Below are 18,841 nucleotides of genomic sequence, written 5' to 3'. Positions count from 1 at the left end.
CCGATCGCGTCGCCGGCCGACCTCGGTCAGAATCCACCCTCGTCGAGTGCGTCCGCCAGTCTGTCGACGACGGCCGGTGGTCGCGCCGCGACCCGGCGGCGGGCGTCCTCGCTCGTGCGTCGCGCCAGTCGTGCGAGTGCGGGGAGCGACTCTCCGGACGCGAAGGCGTCTCGGTCCGTCTCGCGAACTCGTCGCCACCGCCCGTCCGCCGTCTGGAGGTGGAACGCGACGGCTCGGGCGCGTCGCGTCAGCGCGGCCGCACGCTCGCGGTCGTGGACAGTCGGCGGGTCGTCGTCGGGCGGCGACTCGCCGTAGCGACCGACTCGTCCGAGGTCGGTTCCGAGGTCGTCTTCGAGGTCGCCGAGGAAGCGGTCGAGGTCACGGCGGACGGTCCCGACGGCCGTGAGGAACGCCGTAGCCCGTCGGTCGCCACAGGCGAGCACGGTGACGCCGTCGTCGACGAGTACCCCGCCGTAGACGACCGTGGCGTCGGTGACGGCAGTCGGGACGGCTCCGTCTGGAGTGGGCACGCTCGGTGGTGGGTCCGCGGGCGCTAAGCGGTTCCGCTCGGACGGTGGCGCGCTCGACACGACACACGAGTGGCGTCGGGAAGTGGACGGCCCGCGTCGTCCGCCTCCGAGTGGAGGGCCGGAGCGTCGAGGTGGAGGGTCGGAGCGTCGAGGTGGAGGGTCGGAGCGTCGAGGTGGAGGGCCGGAGCGTCGAGGTGGAGGGCACCGGTCGGTCCGGCTCCACGACGGACCGGCCGGGGGGACCGGGCCGGTGGGGCGAGCGTGTCGCCCCGCCGGCCCTTCGGTCCCGTCGGAGCCGAGACTGCGGGCGCGAGAGGCGTGAACGGGGCTCCCGTCAGGCCAGCGCGCCCAACAGTGGGACGACGTACGAGACGACGAGCAGCGTCGCCAGGAACGCGACCGCGACGGCGGCGATCAGCAGGACCGACCGTCCCGAGACGGTGCGGTCACGTTCGTGGCTCCAACTCGTCTTCGGATCTGCGGGGGCTTTGGGGCGCATCTCGTGTCACCTCACTCTCCCGTACGCCGGGGACGTGTGTCAGTACTGTGTGATTACTAACGACGACATCGTTACAATGCTGAACGAGTCGAGCAGTGCCCGAGAGGCCGTCCCGAGCGAACCAGTCCTATCAGTACTCCGGAAGGTCGGGTTCGAGCCAGTCGGGGACTTCGGCGTCGGGGATGCCGCTGCGGCGGTAGATCTCGGACAGCGGGTCCAGCAGCGACTCGATCTCGTGGCGGAACGCCTGCAGCGTCTTCCGGCCGGTCTCCGTCGGTTCGAGGATCACCTGTCGGCCGGACTCGCGCGTCTCCAGGTAGCCCCGGTCCTCCAGCGGGTCGGTGACGTGACTGCTCAGGCGGGCGTAGGCACTCACCTGTTCGCTCCGCGAGAGGTGGGTGCCGAACTCGATCGGCTCGCCGTCGGCGCGGTCGTCCGCGGCGGCCGCGACCGCCCCCTCGACGAACGGGAGCGTCTCGTCGTGCCGGACCGCCAACTCCAGCCCGCGGTCGATCAACGTGCGTTTCTTCGGGTCTGCGACGGAGTCGCTCTCGACGGTGACGACGGCCAGCATCGCGACCTGCTCCCGGGAGGGGGACCAGATCGGGTACTCGACCAGTTCCGTCTCCCCGTCGTAGCCGGACGTGACCGGCTCCTCGGTTCCGTCGACGGCACGCGAGGCCGCGTGGGGGTAGTACGCCTGTGCCGCCGTGTCCGTGTCCATACAGCCGAACGCCGCGCCGATGGCCGCGAGCGTGCTCCCCGTCGCGACGTTCACCCCGGTGCTGTCTTCCAAGTGGTGTTGTGACAGCGTCGTCACGAGTCCGAACACGTCGTAGGGGTCGCCGTGGTCGGCACCGATCCAGTGGCAGTCGCTCTCGGCGACGACCCCGTCGGTGATCTCCGCACCCAACTCGTCCCAGTACGTCGGCCGTTCCGGCAGTGTCTCGTCGTACAGGAGGTACACCACGTCCGCACCGTGGCTCCGGAGCGGTTCGATCACTCTGTCGTACTCGTACTGGAGCGGGACGACGTGGACGCGGTCTGGGTGGAGTTGCATCGAGCGGACCTCCGCGGGTACACGTTCGTCTGTCACGCGTTCGTTATAACTCCACCCGGATCGCACGGGCTACGAATCGGGCCGAGTGTGTCCACCGTCGCCGGACACCGGCGCTCGACCGGCGGTGGGAGACTCACAGGAGTCGGAGCAGTGTGACGACGAGGGCACCGACCGCGCCGACCCCCGTCGACAGGGTGGCGACCCGGGACCCCTCGAACTCGTCGGGAGAGTCAGTCACGAGTGCGAAGGTGGCGACCAGCGCCACGCCGACGCTCGCGACGAGCGAACCGACGTCCACGGGACGTACCGCGTCACGAACGAGTGTCGGGGTGACACCGACAGTCCACGAGACACCGGCGACCAACAGCGAGCCGTAGAACAGGTGGAATCGTCGCACGGCGACAGTGACGGCGTAGCCCGGTATCAACGTTCCGACACGTCGAGGGAGATGGATCGACGACGACACGCACAGGTGTCCGGCGCCCGACCGGGGTGGTATGGAGATCGGAGCCGCCGTCGGGCCGTACCTCGACACCGCCACGGAGTTGCCCGAACAGTTCGCGTTCGTCGAGTTCGGTCTCGGCGAGGGAGAGATCACGCGTGAGGAGTTCGCGCCGGACGCCGTCCGCGAGGTGCTCGCGGAGACCGGACTCGACCCGGTCGTCCACCTCCCGTACCACCAGCCGATCGCGACCCCGGTGCCGGAGATCGACGCCGCGACGGCGGCGTACGTCGACGAGTTGTGCGAGGTGGCGGCGAGTGTCGGCGTCGAGCGGGCGGTCGCACACCCGAGTGCTCGCGGCGCGGGCCACGCGACGGAGACGCTGATCGACCGACTCGCGGAACTGTCGGACCGCGCCGCGGCACACGGCGTCGAGGTGTGTTTCGAGACCGTCGGCTACGCCGGTGGACTCTCGTTGGACCGAGTCGGCGAACTCGCGACGGCCGCGGACGTGAGCGTCTGTCTCGACGTGGGGTACGCGGCCGCGGAGGCGGACACGGAGGGTGTCGTCGAGTTCCTCCGAACCCGTGGCGACCGCGTCGCTCACCTCCACGTCCACGACGTGCGCCACCGCGGCGACACACACCTCCCGGTCGGTAGCGGCGACGTAGAGTTCGACGCGCTCGGCCCGGTGATCGCCGAGACCGTGTCCGACGCGACCGCCTCCGTCGAGGTGTTCACCGACGACGCAGAGTACCTCGCCACCTCCGCCGAGCGGTTCCGTGCCGCACTCGCCGGTGATCTCTGACGGGCGCCGGTGTCGCCGGCCGGTCGACGCCGGGCCGTCCTCACAGCGGAGCAAGGCGGAAGCCCACCCCTTCAGGGGTGGGAGGAAGCCGACAACACCGTGACACCCTATCAACATACGACCGACTCACTCCCAAACGCTCATAAGAAACTGGCCTATGTGTGAAGTCGTGATGGAGGTTGACCGAACGGTTCGGGTAAAACTCAACGTGCCCGATGAGCAACACGACGACCTCCATCAAACCATCCAGCAGTTCCAAACCGCCGTCAACTACACCGTGAACCACGGCGAGAACGACGACGGCTACCTGATTACCAACAAGTCCACCATCCACGACGAAGTGTACCACGACCTACGGGACGAAACCGACCTCCCCGCCAACCTCGTGGTGCGCTCGTACTCGAAGGCCGTGGAGATGCTGAAATCCACCGTCGAAGATTGGAAGAAGGGGAACAGCCGACCACTCCCGACCTTCGACCAGTCAACCGTCGTGTACGACAAGCGGACGCTCACCATCAAAGACGAGTATGCGACCCTCTCGACGGTGAACGGCCGGGTCGAATCCGACTTCGTACTCGGTGAGTACCAGCGGTCGTACCTCGAAGACGACGACTACGAGAAACGGATGGGCGAACTCCACTACGACCCGGATGCCGACACGTTCTACCTCCACATCGTCGTGCGAAAAGAGGTAGAGCAACGGGACGGCGACCGGGTGCTGGGTGTGGATTTGAACCTGAAGAACGTCGCTGTAACCAGCACGGGACGGTTCTTCGACGGTGGCGAACTGCTGTGGAGGCAGAACCACTACTTCCGCGTGCGACGAAGCCTCCAAGACAAAGGCACTCGTTCCGCTCGGCAGGTGTTACAGCGACTGTCGGGACGAGAAAACCGCTTCGTCTTGGACCGCCTGCACAACATCTCGCGCGGAGTCGTGGAGGAAGCTCTGTCCCACGACTGTTCGTACATCGCCGTCGAAGACCTGACCCACATCCGCGAGCGGATGGACGCCCACGATGACCGGGTCAAACGCCAGATGCACAACTGGGCGTTCCGGGAACTCCAGGAGCAGATCGCGTACAAAGCCAGCGAGTACGGGATTCGCGTCGAGTCGGTCAACCCTGCCTTTTCCTCGCAGACCTGCTCTCAGTGTGGCCACCAATCCAGTACGAACCGTGACCCGGAGACGGGGTGGTTCGCGTGCAACGAATGCGGGTACGAGGTCGACGGGGACTACAACGCCTCGAAGAACATCGGTCTGCGGTTGTTAGCTGTACCATCGGGCAAACGTCCCGATGGGTTGGGCACCGGCCAGCTGGCCCTGAAGTCGGGGACGTTGAACGTGAGCGACACATCCAGTGTCCACTCCAGCTTGGAGTTCGAACGGGAGTCCACCGACAAGCCCACCGCTTCAGCGGTGGGTAGCTGACTCGAAGGCGCCGAGACTCGTCTGATCGCCAGTCGCCTCCTCGTCGGACTCACCGTACTCGGCGGCGATGGCGCGAGCGGCGTCGTAGCCGCCGGACAGCGACGCGCGGCGTGCGACCTCGGGGTCGGCGAGTCGTGCGGCCGCCCGCGGCTGGACCGCCTCGTAGCGGTCCCAGAACTCCTCTTTGGCCGCCTCGAACTCCCGCACCGGGTACGGGTAGTCCTCGCCGATCCGGACGCCACACTCCCGCTGGACGGCCAGCGGCGTCTTCTCCGGTCGTGGGAGGTGTTCGTCCGGGAGGTCGGCCAGTTCCGGGACCCACCGCCGGACGAACTCGCCGTCTGGGTCCTGGTCGCGGACCTGTTTCGCCGGGTTGTACAGCCGTAGCGTCGGCTTCCCGACGAGCCCGCACTGGTACTGCCACTGGGTGTAGTTGATCGCCGCGACGGAGTCGACGAGGTGTTCGTGGAAGTAGTCGGCACCGTCCCACCACGGCTGTTGGAGCACGTGGTAGTAACAGCTCACACACAGCGCCCGCATCCGGAAGTTGAGCCACCCTGTCTCGCGGAGACACCGCATACTCGCGTCGACCATCGGGAACCCCGTCTCGCCGTCCTTCCAGGCCGCGATCAGTTCCGGGTCGCGTCGGTGGGCGTTGAACCCCTCCAACTCCGGGTTGCAGGCGGTATCGAGCCAACCGGGCCAGTCTTCCAGCTTCTGGCGGTAGTGGAGGTTCCAGAACAGTCGCGAGACGAACATCTCGCGCCCGCGACACGCCGGGGCGGCGTCGTGGACGTGTTGGAACACCTGTCGGACGGAGAGGCAGCCGAACCGGAGGTACGGGGACAGCCCGCTGGTGCCGTCGCGGGCGTCCACCGGCGAGGAGATGTTCCCCGGGTAGTCGGCGATCCGGTCGACGAACCCCGCCAACTGGTCCCACGCGGCCGCGGTCCCACCCTCAGGCACCATCGTCTTCTGCGGTGTCACGTCGTAGGTGTCGGCGATCTGCTCGACGCCGACGCCGGTGTCGATACTGTCGACCGCGACGGAGGTGGGGTCCCAGTCGTACTGGTCGTCCGTGAGCCACGTCTCGACGCGCTCCTGCCAGTTCTCGCGTGGGTCGTCGACGCCGCGGACGAGACCGTCGCCGCTGACGAATCGCACGCCACACCGCTCGCGGACGCGCTCGTCGCGCCGGAGCCCGTACCGTCCGGTCGGCGACAGCGGCGCGACCACGTCCCAGCCGGCGTCGACGAACCGCTCCAGGACGGCCACGGGGTCGCCGTGGGCGAGTGTGAGTCCCGTCCCGCAGGCCGCGCGGTACTGGCGGTCGAGGTCCCGGAGACAGTCGTGCATGAACGCGACGCGAGCGTCACACGCCAACCCGCGGTCGCCGTAGAACGTCGGGTCGAAGACGAACAGCGGGAGGACGCGGTCGCTGCGAGCCGCGGCCGCGGCCAGCGCCGGCTGGTCCGCCGTGCGGAGGTGTTCGCGGTGCCACACGACCGTACCGGTGGGGGCGTCCGCCTCGGGGTCGTCGACGCAGGTGGCGTCGTCTCCGTCGACGTGGTCGGCCGCGTCACCCCGCTCGTCTCGTGCCGCGAACTCGCTCGGGGAGGGGACGCGTTCGGGAGCGACGACGACACCCGACTCCGGGTCGGGTGGGTCGGTCGCCGTCTCACCGGCGGTGGTGTCGGTCGTCGCACCGCTGTCGGCGTCACCGACACCGGACACGTCACCCTCGGGCCCACTCATGTCGAACCGTCGTAGGCGCGCGGTGAACGAAAACCCTCGCCCCGCTCCGGTGGGGGAACACTCGGCCGGCCGCAGTGGAGGACCCTCGGGCGGCGGCGCTACTCGGGGAACAGTTCCACTTCGCGCTCGATCCCGTCGATCCGCTCGATCTCGGCGTCGGACAGCTCCAACTCGGCCGCGGCGAGGTTCGCCCGCAGGTGGGCCGGCGAACTCGCCTTCGGGATCGTCACGACCGGGTCGTGTGAACACACCCACGCGATCGACACCGCCGCGGGCGAGGTGTCCCGCGTGTCGGCGATCTCGCGGATCACGGGGTCCGACAGCACCTCACCACCCGCCAGCGGAGAGTAGGCGACGATCGGGTACCCGTGCTCGCGGGCGTCGGCCAACAGCCGCTCGTCGCCCCAGTACGGGTGGAACTCGACCTGGTGGGCGGCGATCTCGTCGAGGTGGTCGTGTGCGACCGCCAACTGGTCCGGGTCGAAGTTGCTCAGTCCGACGGCCGCAGTCAGGCCCGCACGTCGGACGGCCTCGACGGCGGGGAGCGTCGTCTCGGGGTCGTACTCGCCACGCGGTCGGTGGACGTACAGCAGGTCGACCGCGTCCAGCTCCAGGCGGTCGAGACTCCGTTCCGTGCTCGGGCGGACGGCGTCGTCCCTCAACGCGTCGATCCAGAGTTTCGTCGCGACCGTCACCGACTCGCGAGGCACGTCGCTGGCCGCCAACCCGGCACCGACGACGGTCTCGTTCTCGTAGATCTGTGCGGTGTCGAGGTGGCGGTACCCCGCGGCGAGCGCCTCGCGGACGACGGTCGGGTCGTCGACACCCATCGTCCCGAGCCCGACCGGTGGCAACTCCATACCGTCGCCTGCGATCGACTCTGCAAGAGACTGACGGTTCACTGGACGAGCGGGTGTCGGAGACGCCGCCGGATCACCGAGCCGGGCCGCGTCGCTCGCCCCACCCTGTCTCCTCGAGGTACGAGCGCAGCGAGCGGGGGTGGAAGCCGAACTCGCGGCGGAGCCGGTCGGGGTCCGCCTCGGCCGTCGAGAGGAACTCGAAGAACGCAGCCTGCTCGTCGCCGACCGACTCCAGTGGGAGGTGGACCGGGGCGACGGACTGGCCGAGTACGTCCGCGAACGTCTCCGCGAGCGCCTCGGCGGTCGTCACCTCGCCGGCCAACTCGACCGTGACGCCGTCGAACCGCTCCGGCTCGGCGAACGCTCGCGCCGCGAACCGTCCCACGTCGCGGGCGTCGACGAGGACGTGGTCCGCGCCCGGTGGCAGCGGGACGGCGAGGCGCCCCTCCTCGATCCCTGGACGTTCGCGCTCGAAGTTCTGGAAGAAGGAGTGCGGGCGGATCACCGTCGTCCGCAGGTCGAGATCGGCGAGGTGGCGCTCCACGTCGTGTTTCGCGTCGACGTGTGGGACGCCCGGACGCCGGTCCGCGTTCCCGCCGGAACTGAAGACGAACTGGTCCGGATCGCCCGCCGCGGCGGCGTCTGCAAGCGTGATCCCCTGCGTTCGCTCCCCGTCGCCGGACGACGCCGCCGTCGCCCCGAAGACGGCGTCGACACCGTCGACGGCGGCGTCCATCGACTCGCGGTCGGTCAAGTCGCCCCGAACTACCTCGACACCGCGGTCCGCGAGCGTGCGTGCCTCGCGGCTCGTCGGGTCCCGCGTCAGTGCGCGCACGGCGACCGGAGCGTCCGCCGCGCGGAGTGCGTCCACCACCGAACCGCCCTGTGTCCCGGTCGCACCGGCGACGAGTACCGTCCGTGTCACACTCCACCTCGGGTGCCCAGCTACCTGAACCCACCTCTCCGGCGTCGCGACCCCCGCGACGGGTTCTCGTCTCGTCTCGAGTCCGGTCACGCGACGTGTCGTTGATACCGCCACGGCCCTACGGTCGAGCCGATGGACAGACGCGACTACCTGGCGGCGCTCGGCGCCGCGACGACGGCCGGGGTGGCCGGCTGTACGACGTTCTCCGTCGAGAAGAACACCGAGGTGAGTGGCTCCGGTGGCGACGGCGGCGGTGGGGCGAACGGCGACGACTCCGACGGCTCCGACGGAGACGGCGACGACCGGATTCCGACACCGTCGTACACCGTCGAGACGGTGACGACGGGTCTCGCCTCGCCGTGGAGTGTGACGACACTCCCCGGTGACGACCGGCTCCTCGTCACCCAACAGGGTGGCTCACTCCGACTGGTGGACCCCGGAGGCGGCGCGACGACGCCCGTCGACGGTGCGCCGTCGGTGTTCGCTCGCGGACAGGGTGGACTACTGGACGCCGCGGTCCACCCGTCGTACCCCGAGGAGCCGTGGCTGTACCTCACCTACTCCGTCGCCGGCTCCGACGGCGAGTCGTCGACGGCGGTCGGCCGCGGGCGACTCGACACCGACGCGGGACGACTGCGGAACTTCGAGCGACTCCACGCCGCCGAGCCGTTCGTCGAGTCCAGCGGGCACTACGGTTCGCGGGCCGTCTTCGGCCCCGACGACCTGCTGTACGTCAGCGTCGGGGACCGCCAGTTCAAGAACTTCGGTCCCGACCACGTCGGGCAGCGGGTCGACGAGGAACTCGGCTGTATCCTGCGCCTCCGTCCCGACGGCTCCGTGCCGGAGTCGAACCCGTTCGTCGACGACCCGGACGCCCGCGACACGATCTTCAGTTACGGCCACCGCAACCCGCAGGGGTTGACCGTCCACCCGGAGACGGGCGCGATCTGGGAGTCGGAGTACGGCGAACAGGACGGCGACGAGATCAACGTGTTGGAGGCGGGCGGCAACTACGGCTGGCCCGTCGCCGACGAGGGGTGTACCTACGGGTCGGGCGACCCGATCGGCGTGTCACACGACGACCGCGAGGACGTGATCGCGCCGGTGTTCGGCTGGCCGTGCGGCTCCGGGGGGTTCCCACCCAGCGGGACGACGTTCTACACCGGCGACCGCGTGTCCGGGTGGACCGGCGACCTCTTCGTCGCCGGGACGGCCTCGCGGGCCATCGCCCGGTTCGTCGTCGACGGCACCGACGTGCGGCAGGCCCCGACGCTGTTGGAGGACCGCAACCAGCGCCTCCGCGACGTGGAGACCGGGCCGGACGGCTACCTGTACGCCATCGTCGACGCGGGCGACGCACCGCTGTTGCGGTTGAAGCCGGCGTGAGTCCGTCACCCCACCACCCGTGCCACCACGTCCGTCTCCGCCCAGAACGCGGCCACCGCCGAGGCGACGAGCGCACTCGCGAGCGGCACGACGAACGCCAGCGTGGCACCGACGGAGCCGGCGAGACCGCCGAGTGACCCACCGAGGCCGGAGACGGCGAGGAAGACGGCGCCGACGCCGACGGCGACACTCAGTGCCAACGTCGACGCGACCAGGAGCGTCAGGTACTCGCGCACCCGGTCGGGCACCCGCGCACCGACTGCGACACCCCCGAGCGTCGCGATCGCGACGCCGACGAGCGGTGTCACGCGAGCAGGTGTCGACGTGCGGCCGGGACCGTCGAGTGTGAGGCCGACCGCAGCGACGAGGAGCACGCAGACGGCGATCCCAGTCAGACAGCCCGCGACGGCACCGAGCACGTGCCCCCGCCGACGGCGGTACCACGCGGGGCCGTCGGCACCCGTCCGGTAACCGAACAGCCACGCAGCGGTGAGTGCAGCGAGACCGGAGAGCCCCGGGAGAAGAGCCCCCGCGGGCGTGCCGAGCGGTTCTGTGACGGCCAGCTCCCAGACGAGCGCCGGAACGCTGGCGAGTGCCCACCCGACGAGGAACACGCCGAGGAACCGGACGCGTCGTCGGTGCGCGTCACTCGTCGCCGCGCCGGGGCCAGCCTCGAGCCACCGGTAGCCACCGTACGCGCCGACGAGGAACGCCGGGAGGGCGGCGAACCGGAGCGACGAGGGCCACGCCGGCGGGACGCCGCCGATCCACGCGTCGTAGCCGGCGAGCACACCGGCCGCCGTCTGGAGCAGGAACGTCTGGACCAGTCCCCACTGGAGTGTGGCGACCACGACCTGCCGACTGCTCGCGGCGGCGACCGGATCGCCGCCGTCGTCGGACTGGAGGTCGACGTCCTCGGTTCGGGATCGTCTCACGAGAGTCGATTTAACTCGTCGGTGTAAGGGCTTTGTGTCACGCGCCGGCGGTCACGGAGTCGGACGAGGTTCGACGTCGCGGTCCGTCTCCGACGCTACGACCCGGCGCCAGTGTCGCTACCGTCGTCTGTCTCGGTGTCGGCGTCGGCTCCGTCGTCTGCCACGGCGGTGACTCCGTCGTCGACCTCCGTTCCGTCGTCTGCCACGGCGGCGACTCCGTCGTCCGTCTGCCCGTCTGCAGCCGGGAGGGTGATGTGCAACGACGGGCTGTCGCCGTCGAGTCGGACACTCACGTCGCCGTCGGAGGCGAGGACGGTCCAGCGGACGATCCACAGTTCCAGCCCACGCGAGTGTTCGATAGGTGTCTCCCGTTCTGCCGCGATCGCCTCAAGGTCTGCCTCTGGGATCGAGTTGCCGCGGTCGACGATGTCGAGGATCACTCTGTCGTCGCGCCGCGACAACTCCACGGAGAGGTCCATCCCCGTCGGGTCGGACCGGTGGACCGACTCGACGCCGGCCGCGAGCGCGGTCGCGAGTTTCGGGTGGCAGCGGACGACGAACGACCCGTCCGGTGCGTGCAACGCCAGTCGTCCCGGCTCGTCGGCGAGCGTCTCGGTCAACCGTTCGAAGACGGACTGGATATCCCTGTCGACGGTCTCGACGGCGTCGTCCCCAACGATCGCTTGGAACTCGCGGGCCTGCTCACTGATCACCTCGAGTTCTCGCGCCGCGTCGACGATCCGTTCGAGGGCGGTCTCGTCGTCGAAGCCGAGGGTGGCGCTCGCCGCGCTCTCGTCGGCTCCAGTTCCGGTGTCCTCGTCGGCTCCGTCGCCGTCCTCTGGTTCGGCCAACCCCTCCAGGAGGAGTTCCGCGGTGCCGGCGATCACGTTCGTCCGGTTGCGGATGTTGTGTCGCAACACGCGGTCCAACACGGAGAGCCGTTCCTCGCGTGTCTTCCGTTCGGTCACGTCCGTCTGGAGCCCGAGGTAGTGTGTCACCGACCCGTCGTCGTCGCGGATCGGGACGATGTCGAGTTGGTTCCAGAACGGCGTCCCGTCGGCGCGGTAGTTGAGTAACTCGACGGAGACCGGCCGCTCCTCGTCGACGGCCCGCCGGACCCGCGCGACGGTCTCCGGGTCGGTCCCCTCTCCCTGGAGGAACCGGCAGTTGCGCCCTAGGATAGACTGTCTGTCGTAGCCGGTCAGTCGCTCGAACGCCTCGTTGGCGTACACTAACGGCTCGTCGTCCTGCTGGGCGTCCGCGACGGTGATCCCCTGTGAGGCGGACTCGACGGCGCGACTCATCAGCGTCAGCTGTCGGCGACGTTCGCGCTGCTCGCTCAGATCGCGGACCACGAACTGCGCCGCCGGCTCCCCCTCGTAGGTCACCGTGACGCCCGCCGCCTCGACGACACGACTCTCTCCGTCGGGGGTGAGGAGTTCCAGTTCGAGGAACTCCTCCAGTCTGCCGTCGCGCTCGACGGTCGCCAGCGCCGTCTGCATCGCGCGCTCGTCGTCCGGGTGGACCAACTCCGTCACCGCGCGGCCGACGAGGTCGTCGGCGCTCTCGACACCGAACAGACTCGGGCCGGCGTCGTTGACGTACCGGATCGTCCCGTCGCGGACGACCAGGATCGTCTCCGGCGTCAACGCGACCAACTGCTCGTACTGGTCGCGCACCTGCGAGAGTCGCAGCGAGGTGCGGCGTGCCCGCAGGAGGTTCTCCAGTCGCCGGCCGAGGTCGTCCTGCGAAATCGGCGTCTGAACGACGTCGTCGACCAACTCCGTGTCCGCCGCCGTCTCGTCCCCGCCGATCGCCACGTGCGGGAGGTACAGTGGGTCCGCCGCCTCGCGTCTCGCACGGAGTTCCGGGCGGCGGGCGCCCACCACTCCGGCGTCGACGAGCGCCACGTCGTACTCCGGGAGCGGACCGTCGTCGGGACCCCGGACGATCACGTCGTACCGCGGGACCCCACGCAGCCACTCGGCCAACAGTTCGCGGTCGCGGTCCGGGGCTCCCACCAGGAGGACCGTGTCTTGATCGGACGAGCGCTGCTCGGTGGCGGTCCCCGGATCCGAGGCACCGCCGTCGTCCGACCACGAGTCGTCGGCCATCGTTCACTCTCCGTACTGTCGCGTGCGTAACAAGCGTGGCGGTGTTCCGATCCGGTGGCGAGAGGCGACGGTGCCGACACCGCGACGACCGGACGTGGGTCGGGCCGACGACGAGCGAGGCGCCGTCCGCGGGGCGTCGGTCTCGCTGGCGAACAGTTAACGCCGTGCCGCCCGTCGGAGCGGGTATGACCGAGGCCGAGCCGACCCGTGTCACGAGCGGGGTCGAGGGACTGGACCGTGTGCTCCGCGGCGGACTACTCGCCGGCCGGAGCTACGTCGTGAGTGCCCGTGCCGGCGCCGGGAAGACGCTGCTGGCGCTGTCGTTCCTCGACGCGGCCGACGCCGACGAGACGACGCTGTTCGTGAACTTGGAGGAGGACGTCGAGGATCTCCGGTCGAACGCCGCCGCCGTCGGGATCGACACGAGCGACGTGGTGGTCTGTGACCTCTCGCCACGAGCGGACGTGTTCACCGAGGAGGGCACCTACGACGTGTTCGCGCCCGACGAGGTCGAGGGTGGCTCCTTCCGGGCGGAGGTGCGCGAGACGGTCGAGCGCGTCGACCCGGACCGCGTCGTCGTCGACCCGATCACACAGCTCCACTACCTCACGCCCGACGACCACCAGTTCCGCCAGCAGGTGCTCGGCCTGTCGCGGTTCCTCACCGAGCGCGACGCGACGGTCGTGTTCACCGCACAGGCCAGCGCCGACCTGCCGGTCGACGACCTCCAGTTCGTCACGGACGGGTTGATCGAACTCGACCCGAGCGGTCCCGTCGAGACCGTCTCGGTGCCGAAGTTCCGCGGCTCCGGTAGTCTCTCCGGCGAGCACGCCTACCGGATCGACGAGACGGGTGTGTCCGTGTTCCCGGCGCTCCAACCGGGCGAGCGGACGGTCGAGACGGATCTGGAACAGCTGTCCAGCGGCGTGGCAGAGTTGGACACGATGATCGGCGGGGGCGTCGAGCGCGGGACGATCACGGTGTTGTCCGGGCCGACCGGCGCCGGGAAGACGACGCTGGCGACGCAGTTCGCGGCCGCGGCCGCCGAGCGCGGGGAGCGGACAGTCGTGTACCTCTTCGAGGAGCGGTGGCCGAGTTTCCGCGAGCGGTCCGAGGCGATCGGCATCCCAGTGACGGAGATGGTCGAGGCGGGGACCCTGGAGGTCGTCGAGATCGAACCGCTCCGGTACGGTCCACAGGAGTTCGCGTCGCTCGTCCGCGAGCAGGTGGAGGGGAACGACACCGACTTCGTCGTCGTCGACGGCGTGGCGGGCTACCGGCTCACGCTGGAGGGACAGGAGGACCGGCTCACCCGTCGGCTCCACGCGCTGGGGCGGTACCTCGCGAACGCCGGCGTGACGACGTTCCTCACCGACGAGACGCAGTCCGTCGTCGGCGACTTCACCGCGACCGGCTCCGGCGTGAGCTACCTCGCGGACAACGTCGTCTTCCTCCGACACGTCGAGTTGGACGGGGAGCTCCGGAAGGTCGCCGGAGTGCTCAAGAAGCGGACCAGCGGCTTCGAGCGGACGCTCCGGGAGTTCGAGATCGGGGCCGACGGGGTCGCACTCGGGGAGCCGCTGCGGGGGCTCCGTGGTGTCGTCTCCGGCGTGCCGGAGTCGGCGGACACGGACGGGTGATCGGGACGACTCGGACGGGCCGCGAGGAATCGGCCACCGAGAGCGGGGTCACACCGACACGTCGTCGGCGTCGGGCGTCGGGAGCGCGATCCGGGCGGTCGTCCCGGTGTCGTCCGCGTCGAACTCCAGTTCGCCGCCGTACCGCGAGACGATCCAGTGGACGATCCACAGGCCCATCCCGCTCCCGTGGTCGAGTTGCGTCTCCTCGCCCGCGCTCAACACCTCCCACTCCTGGTCGGGGATGCCCGGCCCGTCGTCGGCGATCTCGACCGTGACCCACCCGGTGCGTTCCGGCATCTCCGCCACCGACACCGACACGTCGGGGTCGTCGTTACCCTCACCGCTCGGCGTCGTGTGGCCCCCGGCACCGTGTTCCGCGGCGTTCTCCAGCAGGTGCCGCAGCGCCAGCGACAGTGTCTCGTCGGCGAGGACCGCGGCCGTCTCCGGGAGGTCCGTCGTCGGCGTCACCGCGTGCTCGTCTGCGAGCCAGTCGACGGCGTTCCCGACGACGCGGACGGCGTCCGTCGGCCGGCGGACGATCTCCCCGTCGAGGATCGCCTCGGCGTCTCGGACCGATCCAGAGAGGTCGACGAGTTCCTCCGCCGTCTTCGCGATCATCTCGGCACTCTCGGCGACGCTGCCGTCCAGATCCTCGACCAGCCGGTTGGCGTGCCCCAACACGACCGTCATGTCGTTACGCAGGTTGTGCCGGATCACCCGGTGGAGCGTGTCAACCTGTTGGCGACGCTCGCGGCGGCCGGTGATCTCTCGGACCGTCTGGACGTGGGTGAGCGAGCCGCCGATCTCCGTCGCCGTCGTCGTCGTCTCGACGGGGGCCGTCGTGCCGTCGGCTCTGACGAGTTCCGTCTCCCGCTGACGCGTCTCGTTGTTCGCGAACGACGCCCAGTGGTCGGCGAACGACTCGTACGTCAGGTCCGCGACCCGGTTCCACACCCGCCCGCTCTCGACCGCCTCGCGAGACTCGCCCAACAACCCCGCGTAGTGGTCGTTCGCGTAGGTGATCCGCCCCGCGTCGTCGTACAGGGCGACGCCGACACCGCTCTCCGTGATGGCGTCCCGGAACGCCGCGAGTTCGTCCTGGCTGCGACGGCGCTCGCTGATGTCTCGCACCGCGCCGACCGAGCCTCTGAAGCCGTCGTCGGTGGGCAACAGCGAGAGGTCGATCTCGACGGGGACGCGTTCGCCGTCGTTCGTCACCGCCGCCCCCTCGTAGCCGCTGGCACCGACACCGAGGCCGTCGGTCGCGATCTCCTCGCCCGCACTCTCACGGAGGCGCTCGACCAGCGTGTTCGTCCCCGCAGCGACCGTCTCGTCGGTCAACACCGTCGAGACGTGTTCACCGGTCAGGGCGTCCGGCTCGTAGCCGAGCCGCCGTGCCAGCGGGTCCGACACCAACTGGAAGTAGCCGTCCGCGTCCAACACGTACAGTTTGTCCTCCACGGTGTCGAAGAGGGTCTCGTACTCGACGAGGTCCTGGACACGACGGGCCCGCTCCAACGCGACGGTCGCGTTCACCGTGAGCAGTTGCGCGAGGTCCACGTCGCCGTCGTCGAAGCCGTACTCCTCGGAGCTACCCGCGACGAACACGCCCGCCCCGCCCATCGGGACCACCTGCAGCGACTCCAGCTCCGGGTAGTTGGCGGCGCGCGAACCGAGTGCCGCCTCCATGTCGGTGTACGTCGCCGGTTGGCCCGTCTCGTGGGCGGTCTGTACCGCGTCGTTCGGACGTGCCAGCGACGGCCCCCCGAACACCTCGTCGACGCTGTCGGACCACGCGACCGGTTCGAGGTCGCCGTCGTCGTCCGCGAGGTAGACGCCGCTGAACTCGTGGTCCAGCACCGAGCCCGCGGCCTCGACCACCAACTCCGCGATCTCCGTCGGCGACTCCGCCGACAACATCCCCCGGGTCGTCGCCAACATCCGCTTGCGGACCTGCCGGACGCGGCGCTCCTCGCTCACGTCCGTCTGCGTACCGAGGAACCGCACGACGTTCCCGTCTCCGTCGTGGATCGGCGTGATCTCCACTCGGTTCCAGAACGGCTCGCCGTCGGCGGTGTAGTTGCGGACTTCGGTGGAGACGTGTTCACCCGCCGCGACGGCCTCGCGGAGGTTCGCGACGGTCTCGTCGTCCGTCTCCGGCCCCTGCAGGAACCGGCAGTTCCGGCCGAGCACGTCCGCCTCGTCGTAGCCGGTCAGACTCTCGAACGACTCGTTGACGTACGTGAGCGGGGTGTCCGGCTCCGTGGCGTCCGCGAGGGTGATCGCCAGCGCGGACTCCTCGATCGCCTGTTCGCGGATGCGGAGTTCCCGCTCGCGTTCCGTCCGCTCGGTCACGTCGCGGACGACGCCCACGCGGCCCAGGTCGCTGCCGGCCTGTGACACCGTGGAGATACGGAGTTCTGCCGGGAACTCCTCGCCGTTCGTCGGCCGGTAGGAACACTCGACTTGCGCGACCCCCTCGGCGTCGGCGGCGCGCTCCCGAACGTCACGGACGCAGTCGCGCGACTGGTCGGTGACCCACTCGTCGAGGCGTGTGCCGAGCAGGGTCTCGCGGTCGACGCCCTCCATTGCCGCGAACTCGTCGTTGACGTACACGAGTTCGTCGTCGGCGTCGACCGCGTACACGCCGTCGTCCAACCCGCCGAGCACTTCGCCGAACCGCTCCATCTCGCGTTCGCGCTCCTTCCGCTCGGTCACGTCGGTGAAGTAGACGGACAGGCCCTCGTCGTCCGGGTACGCGCGCACCTCGAACCAGACGCCCATCGGCTCGTACCGCTCGACGAACGTCACGCTCTCCTGTTCGCGCATCGCGTAGCGGTACCGCTCCTCGAAGGCGGTCGCCGCTTCGTCGGCGATCTCCTCCCAGATCGCCATCCCGACGACCGGCTCTGCCTCCGCCATGCCAGCCGCCTCGCGCAACACCGCTGCCCCATCGGTGTTCGCGTACGACACCTCCCACTCTGGCGTGAGTGCGAAGAAGGCGTCGTCCACCCGGTCGAGGAGTTGCTCGACGCGTTCGCGTGCGTGTCGGAGTTCGATCTGTTTCATCTTCCGAGCGGTCGCGTCGTGGAGGTAGATCGACACGCCGTCGTCGTCCCCGGGGTACGCACACACGTCGAACCAGCCGTCGATCTGGGGACACTGCTGTTCGAACTCCACGGGTTCGCCGATCTCGTTCGCACGGACGAGCCTGTCCCGTGCGTTCGCGACCACCTCGTCGGGGATCAGCTCCCACAGCGACGTGCCAGTCGGGTTCATCTCTCGCCAGTCGTCCCGCCCCGCTGCGTCCGCGAAGAGGCGTCTGCCGGCGTCGTTGACGTACTCGACACACCAGTCCTCGTCGACGGAGAGGAACGCGTCGTCGACCCGATCGAACGCCCGCGTCTGGCGAGTGGTCTCCGCCGCGTCGGCGGTCACGACGTTCTCCTCCGTCTCGGTGGCCACAGCGGTCTCCTCCGTCTCGGTGGTCACGGCCCTCTCCTGCGTCTCGGTGGCCGCAGCGGTCTCCTGCGTCTCTGCGGCCACGGGGGTCTCCCCCACCCCACCGGCAGTCGCTCTCGTGCCGTCTCGTCTCGCCCGCGCTCTGTCCGGGCGGCCGGGGAGTGGACCGACACCCTCGGCGGGGGACGGTACGGCGCCGGTCGTCGCCACCGCGTCCGAGGTGGGCGCGGGGACGCTCCCGCCCGCGTCGCTCCGGTCGGGCACGTCGCGGACCGTCCCCAACACGACCCGCTCGCCCCCGACGGTGGACCGCTCCAGCGACACCTCGACCCACGTCGTCTCGACGCCGTCCGGCTCGATCCACTCGAACGTGCGCGGTCGGCCGTCGGCGGCGTCGCGCACCAGCGAGACGGCGCGTTCACGCGAGAACTCCGGGTTCGCGCCGGTCACGTCGTCGAGCGTCACCTCGCGGTCGCGACCGAAGCCGAGGAGCTGTCGCAGCCGGTCGTTGACGGCTCTGATCGCGCCGCTGTCGGGGTCGTGGACGATCAGTCCGGCGCCGTCCGTGTCGACGGCCGCCACGGCGGGTTGGCGCTCGTGGTGGCGGTCGACCGTCTGCGCCGCCTGCATCGCGGCCGCGTCCGGCGCGGTGGCGGCGTCAAGCGGGACGACCTCCGTCGCGCCGGCGCGGTAGAGTGCGGCCGGGTCCGAGTCCGTCCCGACCACGACCACGGGCGCGTCGGTCGTGATCGTCTCCACGAGTGCCGGCGCGTCGAGGTCGTCCGTCGTCGACGTGCGACAGACGACACCGGCCGAGTCGGTGGTCGTGTCGCGTGCCGCCAGTGCGGCCGGCGTGAGTGTCTCGACACGACCGGCCGACTGCCTGTCCGCCAGCCGCGAGACGAACGGGGACTGCCCGTCCACCTCGCTCGCACCGACGACGTACAACGGCCGCCCACCGGCGGCCTGCGGGGAACTCCCGCCTCGGGAGGACAT

The 18,841-nt window shown here is 69.8% G+C and carries 14 protein-coding genes; 4 read left to right on the top strand and 10 right to left on the bottom strand.

Going from position 1 to position 18,841, the window contains the following annotated elements; translation table 11 throughout:
* Window positions 1-26: 26 nt before the first annotated feature.
* The 4 genes from RYH80_RS16510 to RYH80_RS16495 all read right to left on the bottom strand — a co-directional run bounded on the left by RYH80_RS16510 (window position 27) and on the right by RYH80_RS16495 (window position 2,486).
* Window positions 27-530 (bottom strand): hypothetical protein, encoded by a 504-nt coding sequence (locus RYH80_RS16510; protein WP_370905158.1) that lies wholly within the window; start codon window positions 528-530, stop codon window positions 27-29.
* A gap of 334 nt (window positions 531-864) precedes the next feature.
* Entirely contained in the window at window positions 865-1,029 is a 165-nt protein-coding gene (locus tag RYH80_RS16505) for a hypothetical protein (protein WP_370905157.1), read from the bottom strand.
* Window positions 1,030-1,159: 130 nt separating this feature from the next.
* The gene (locus tag RYH80_RS16500) at window positions 1,160-2,089 is read right to left on the bottom strand and encodes an HFX_2341 family transcriptional regulator domain-containing protein (RefSeq protein WP_370905155.1); all 930 of its coding nucleotides are present in this window, start codon (window positions 2,087-2,089) and stop codon (window positions 1,160-1,162) included.
* 133 nt (window positions 2,090-2,222) lie between these two features.
* Complete coding sequence (locus tag RYH80_RS16495; RefSeq protein WP_370905153.1) at window positions 2,223-2,486, bottom strand: hypothetical protein; 264 nt, start codon at window positions 2,484-2,486, stop codon at window positions 2,223-2,225.
* Window positions 2,487-2,586: 100 nt separating this feature from the next.
* Between RYH80_RS16495 and RYH80_RS16490 the strand changes: the two genes are divergently transcribed.
* Both RYH80_RS16490 and RYH80_RS16485 read left to right on the top strand, forming a co-directional pair.
* Window positions 2,587-3,339 (top strand): sugar phosphate isomerase/epimerase family protein, encoded by a 753-nt coding sequence (locus RYH80_RS16490; RefSeq protein WP_370905152.1) that lies wholly within the window; start codon window positions 2,587-2,589, stop codon window positions 3,337-3,339.
* A gap of 172 nt (window positions 3,340-3,511) precedes the next feature.
* Window positions 3,512-4,768, top strand: coding sequence for an RNA-guided endonuclease InsQ/TnpB family protein (locus tag RYH80_RS16485; protein WP_370905437.1), 1,257 nt, complete (start codon window positions 3,512-3,514; stop codon window positions 4,766-4,768).
* Here RYH80_RS16485 and RYH80_RS16480 read toward each other — a convergent pair.
* The 3 genes from RYH80_RS16480 to RYH80_RS16470 all read right to left on the bottom strand — a co-directional run bounded on the left by RYH80_RS16480 (window position 4,751) and on the right by RYH80_RS16470 (window position 8,308).
* Window positions 4,751-6,523 (bottom strand): FAD-binding domain-containing protein, encoded by a 1,773-nt coding sequence (locus RYH80_RS16480; RefSeq protein ID WP_370905150.1) that lies wholly within the window; start codon window positions 6,521-6,523, stop codon window positions 4,751-4,753. The two genes, RYH80_RS16485 and RYH80_RS16480, sit on opposite strands and share 18 nt — an antisense overlap.
* A 98-nt stretch (window positions 6,524-6,621) precedes the next feature.
* Entirely contained in the window at window positions 6,622-7,383 is a 762-nt protein-coding gene (locus tag RYH80_RS16475; protein WP_370905149.1) for an aldo/keto reductase, read from the bottom strand.
* 73 nt (window positions 7,384-7,456) lie between these two features.
* Window positions 7,457-8,308 carry an NmrA/HSCARG family protein gene (locus tag RYH80_RS16470; RefSeq protein ID WP_370905147.1) on the bottom strand — a complete coding sequence of 284 codons (852 nt, stop codon included), beginning with the start codon at window positions 8,306-8,308 and terminating at the stop codon, window positions 7,457-7,459.
* Window positions 8,309-8,440: 132 nt separating this feature from the next.
* On the opposite strand from RYH80_RS16470, the gene RYH80_RS16465 reads away from it, so the two are divergent.
* Window positions 8,441-9,694 carry a PQQ-dependent sugar dehydrogenase gene (locus RYH80_RS16465; protein ID WP_370905146.1) on the top strand — a complete coding sequence of 418 codons (1,254 nt, stop codon included), beginning with the start codon at window positions 8,441-8,443 and terminating at the stop codon, window positions 9,692-9,694.
* A gap of 5 nt (window positions 9,695-9,699) precedes the next feature.
* Here the strand turns inward: RYH80_RS16465 and RYH80_RS16460 are convergent, their stop codons facing one another.
* Both RYH80_RS16460 and RYH80_RS16455 read right to left on the bottom strand, forming a co-directional pair.
* Window positions 9,700-10,629, bottom strand: coding sequence for a hypothetical protein (locus tag RYH80_RS16460; protein WP_370905145.1), 930 nt, complete (start codon window positions 10,627-10,629; stop codon window positions 9,700-9,702).
* Window positions 10,630-10,724: 95 nt separating this feature from the next.
* Window positions 10,725-12,743, bottom strand: coding sequence for a PAS domain S-box protein (locus tag RYH80_RS16455; protein ID WP_370905144.1), 2,019 nt, complete (start codon window positions 12,741-12,743; stop codon window positions 10,725-10,727).
* A 185-nt stretch (window positions 12,744-12,928) separates the two neighbouring features.
* On the opposite strand from RYH80_RS16455, the gene RYH80_RS16450 reads away from it, so the two are divergent.
* Window positions 12,929-14,383, top strand: coding sequence for an ATPase domain-containing protein (locus tag RYH80_RS16450; RefSeq protein ID WP_370905143.1), 1,455 nt, complete (start codon window positions 12,929-12,931; stop codon window positions 14,381-14,383).
* 48 nt (window positions 14,384-14,431) lie between these two features.
* Here RYH80_RS16450 and RYH80_RS16445 read toward each other — a convergent pair.
* A partial coding sequence (locus RYH80_RS16445; protein ID WP_370905141.1) for a PAS domain S-box protein occupies window positions 14,432-18,841 on the bottom strand: 4,410 nt, incomplete at its 5' end.

Origin of the sequence: Halobaculum sp. MBLA0147 (assembly GCF_041361345.1) — an archaeon.
Taxonomy (GTDB): Archaea; Halobacteriota; Halobacteria; order Halobacteriales; family Haloferacaceae; genus JAHENP01.
This window is presented reverse-complemented; position numbering and strand designations above follow the sequence as displayed.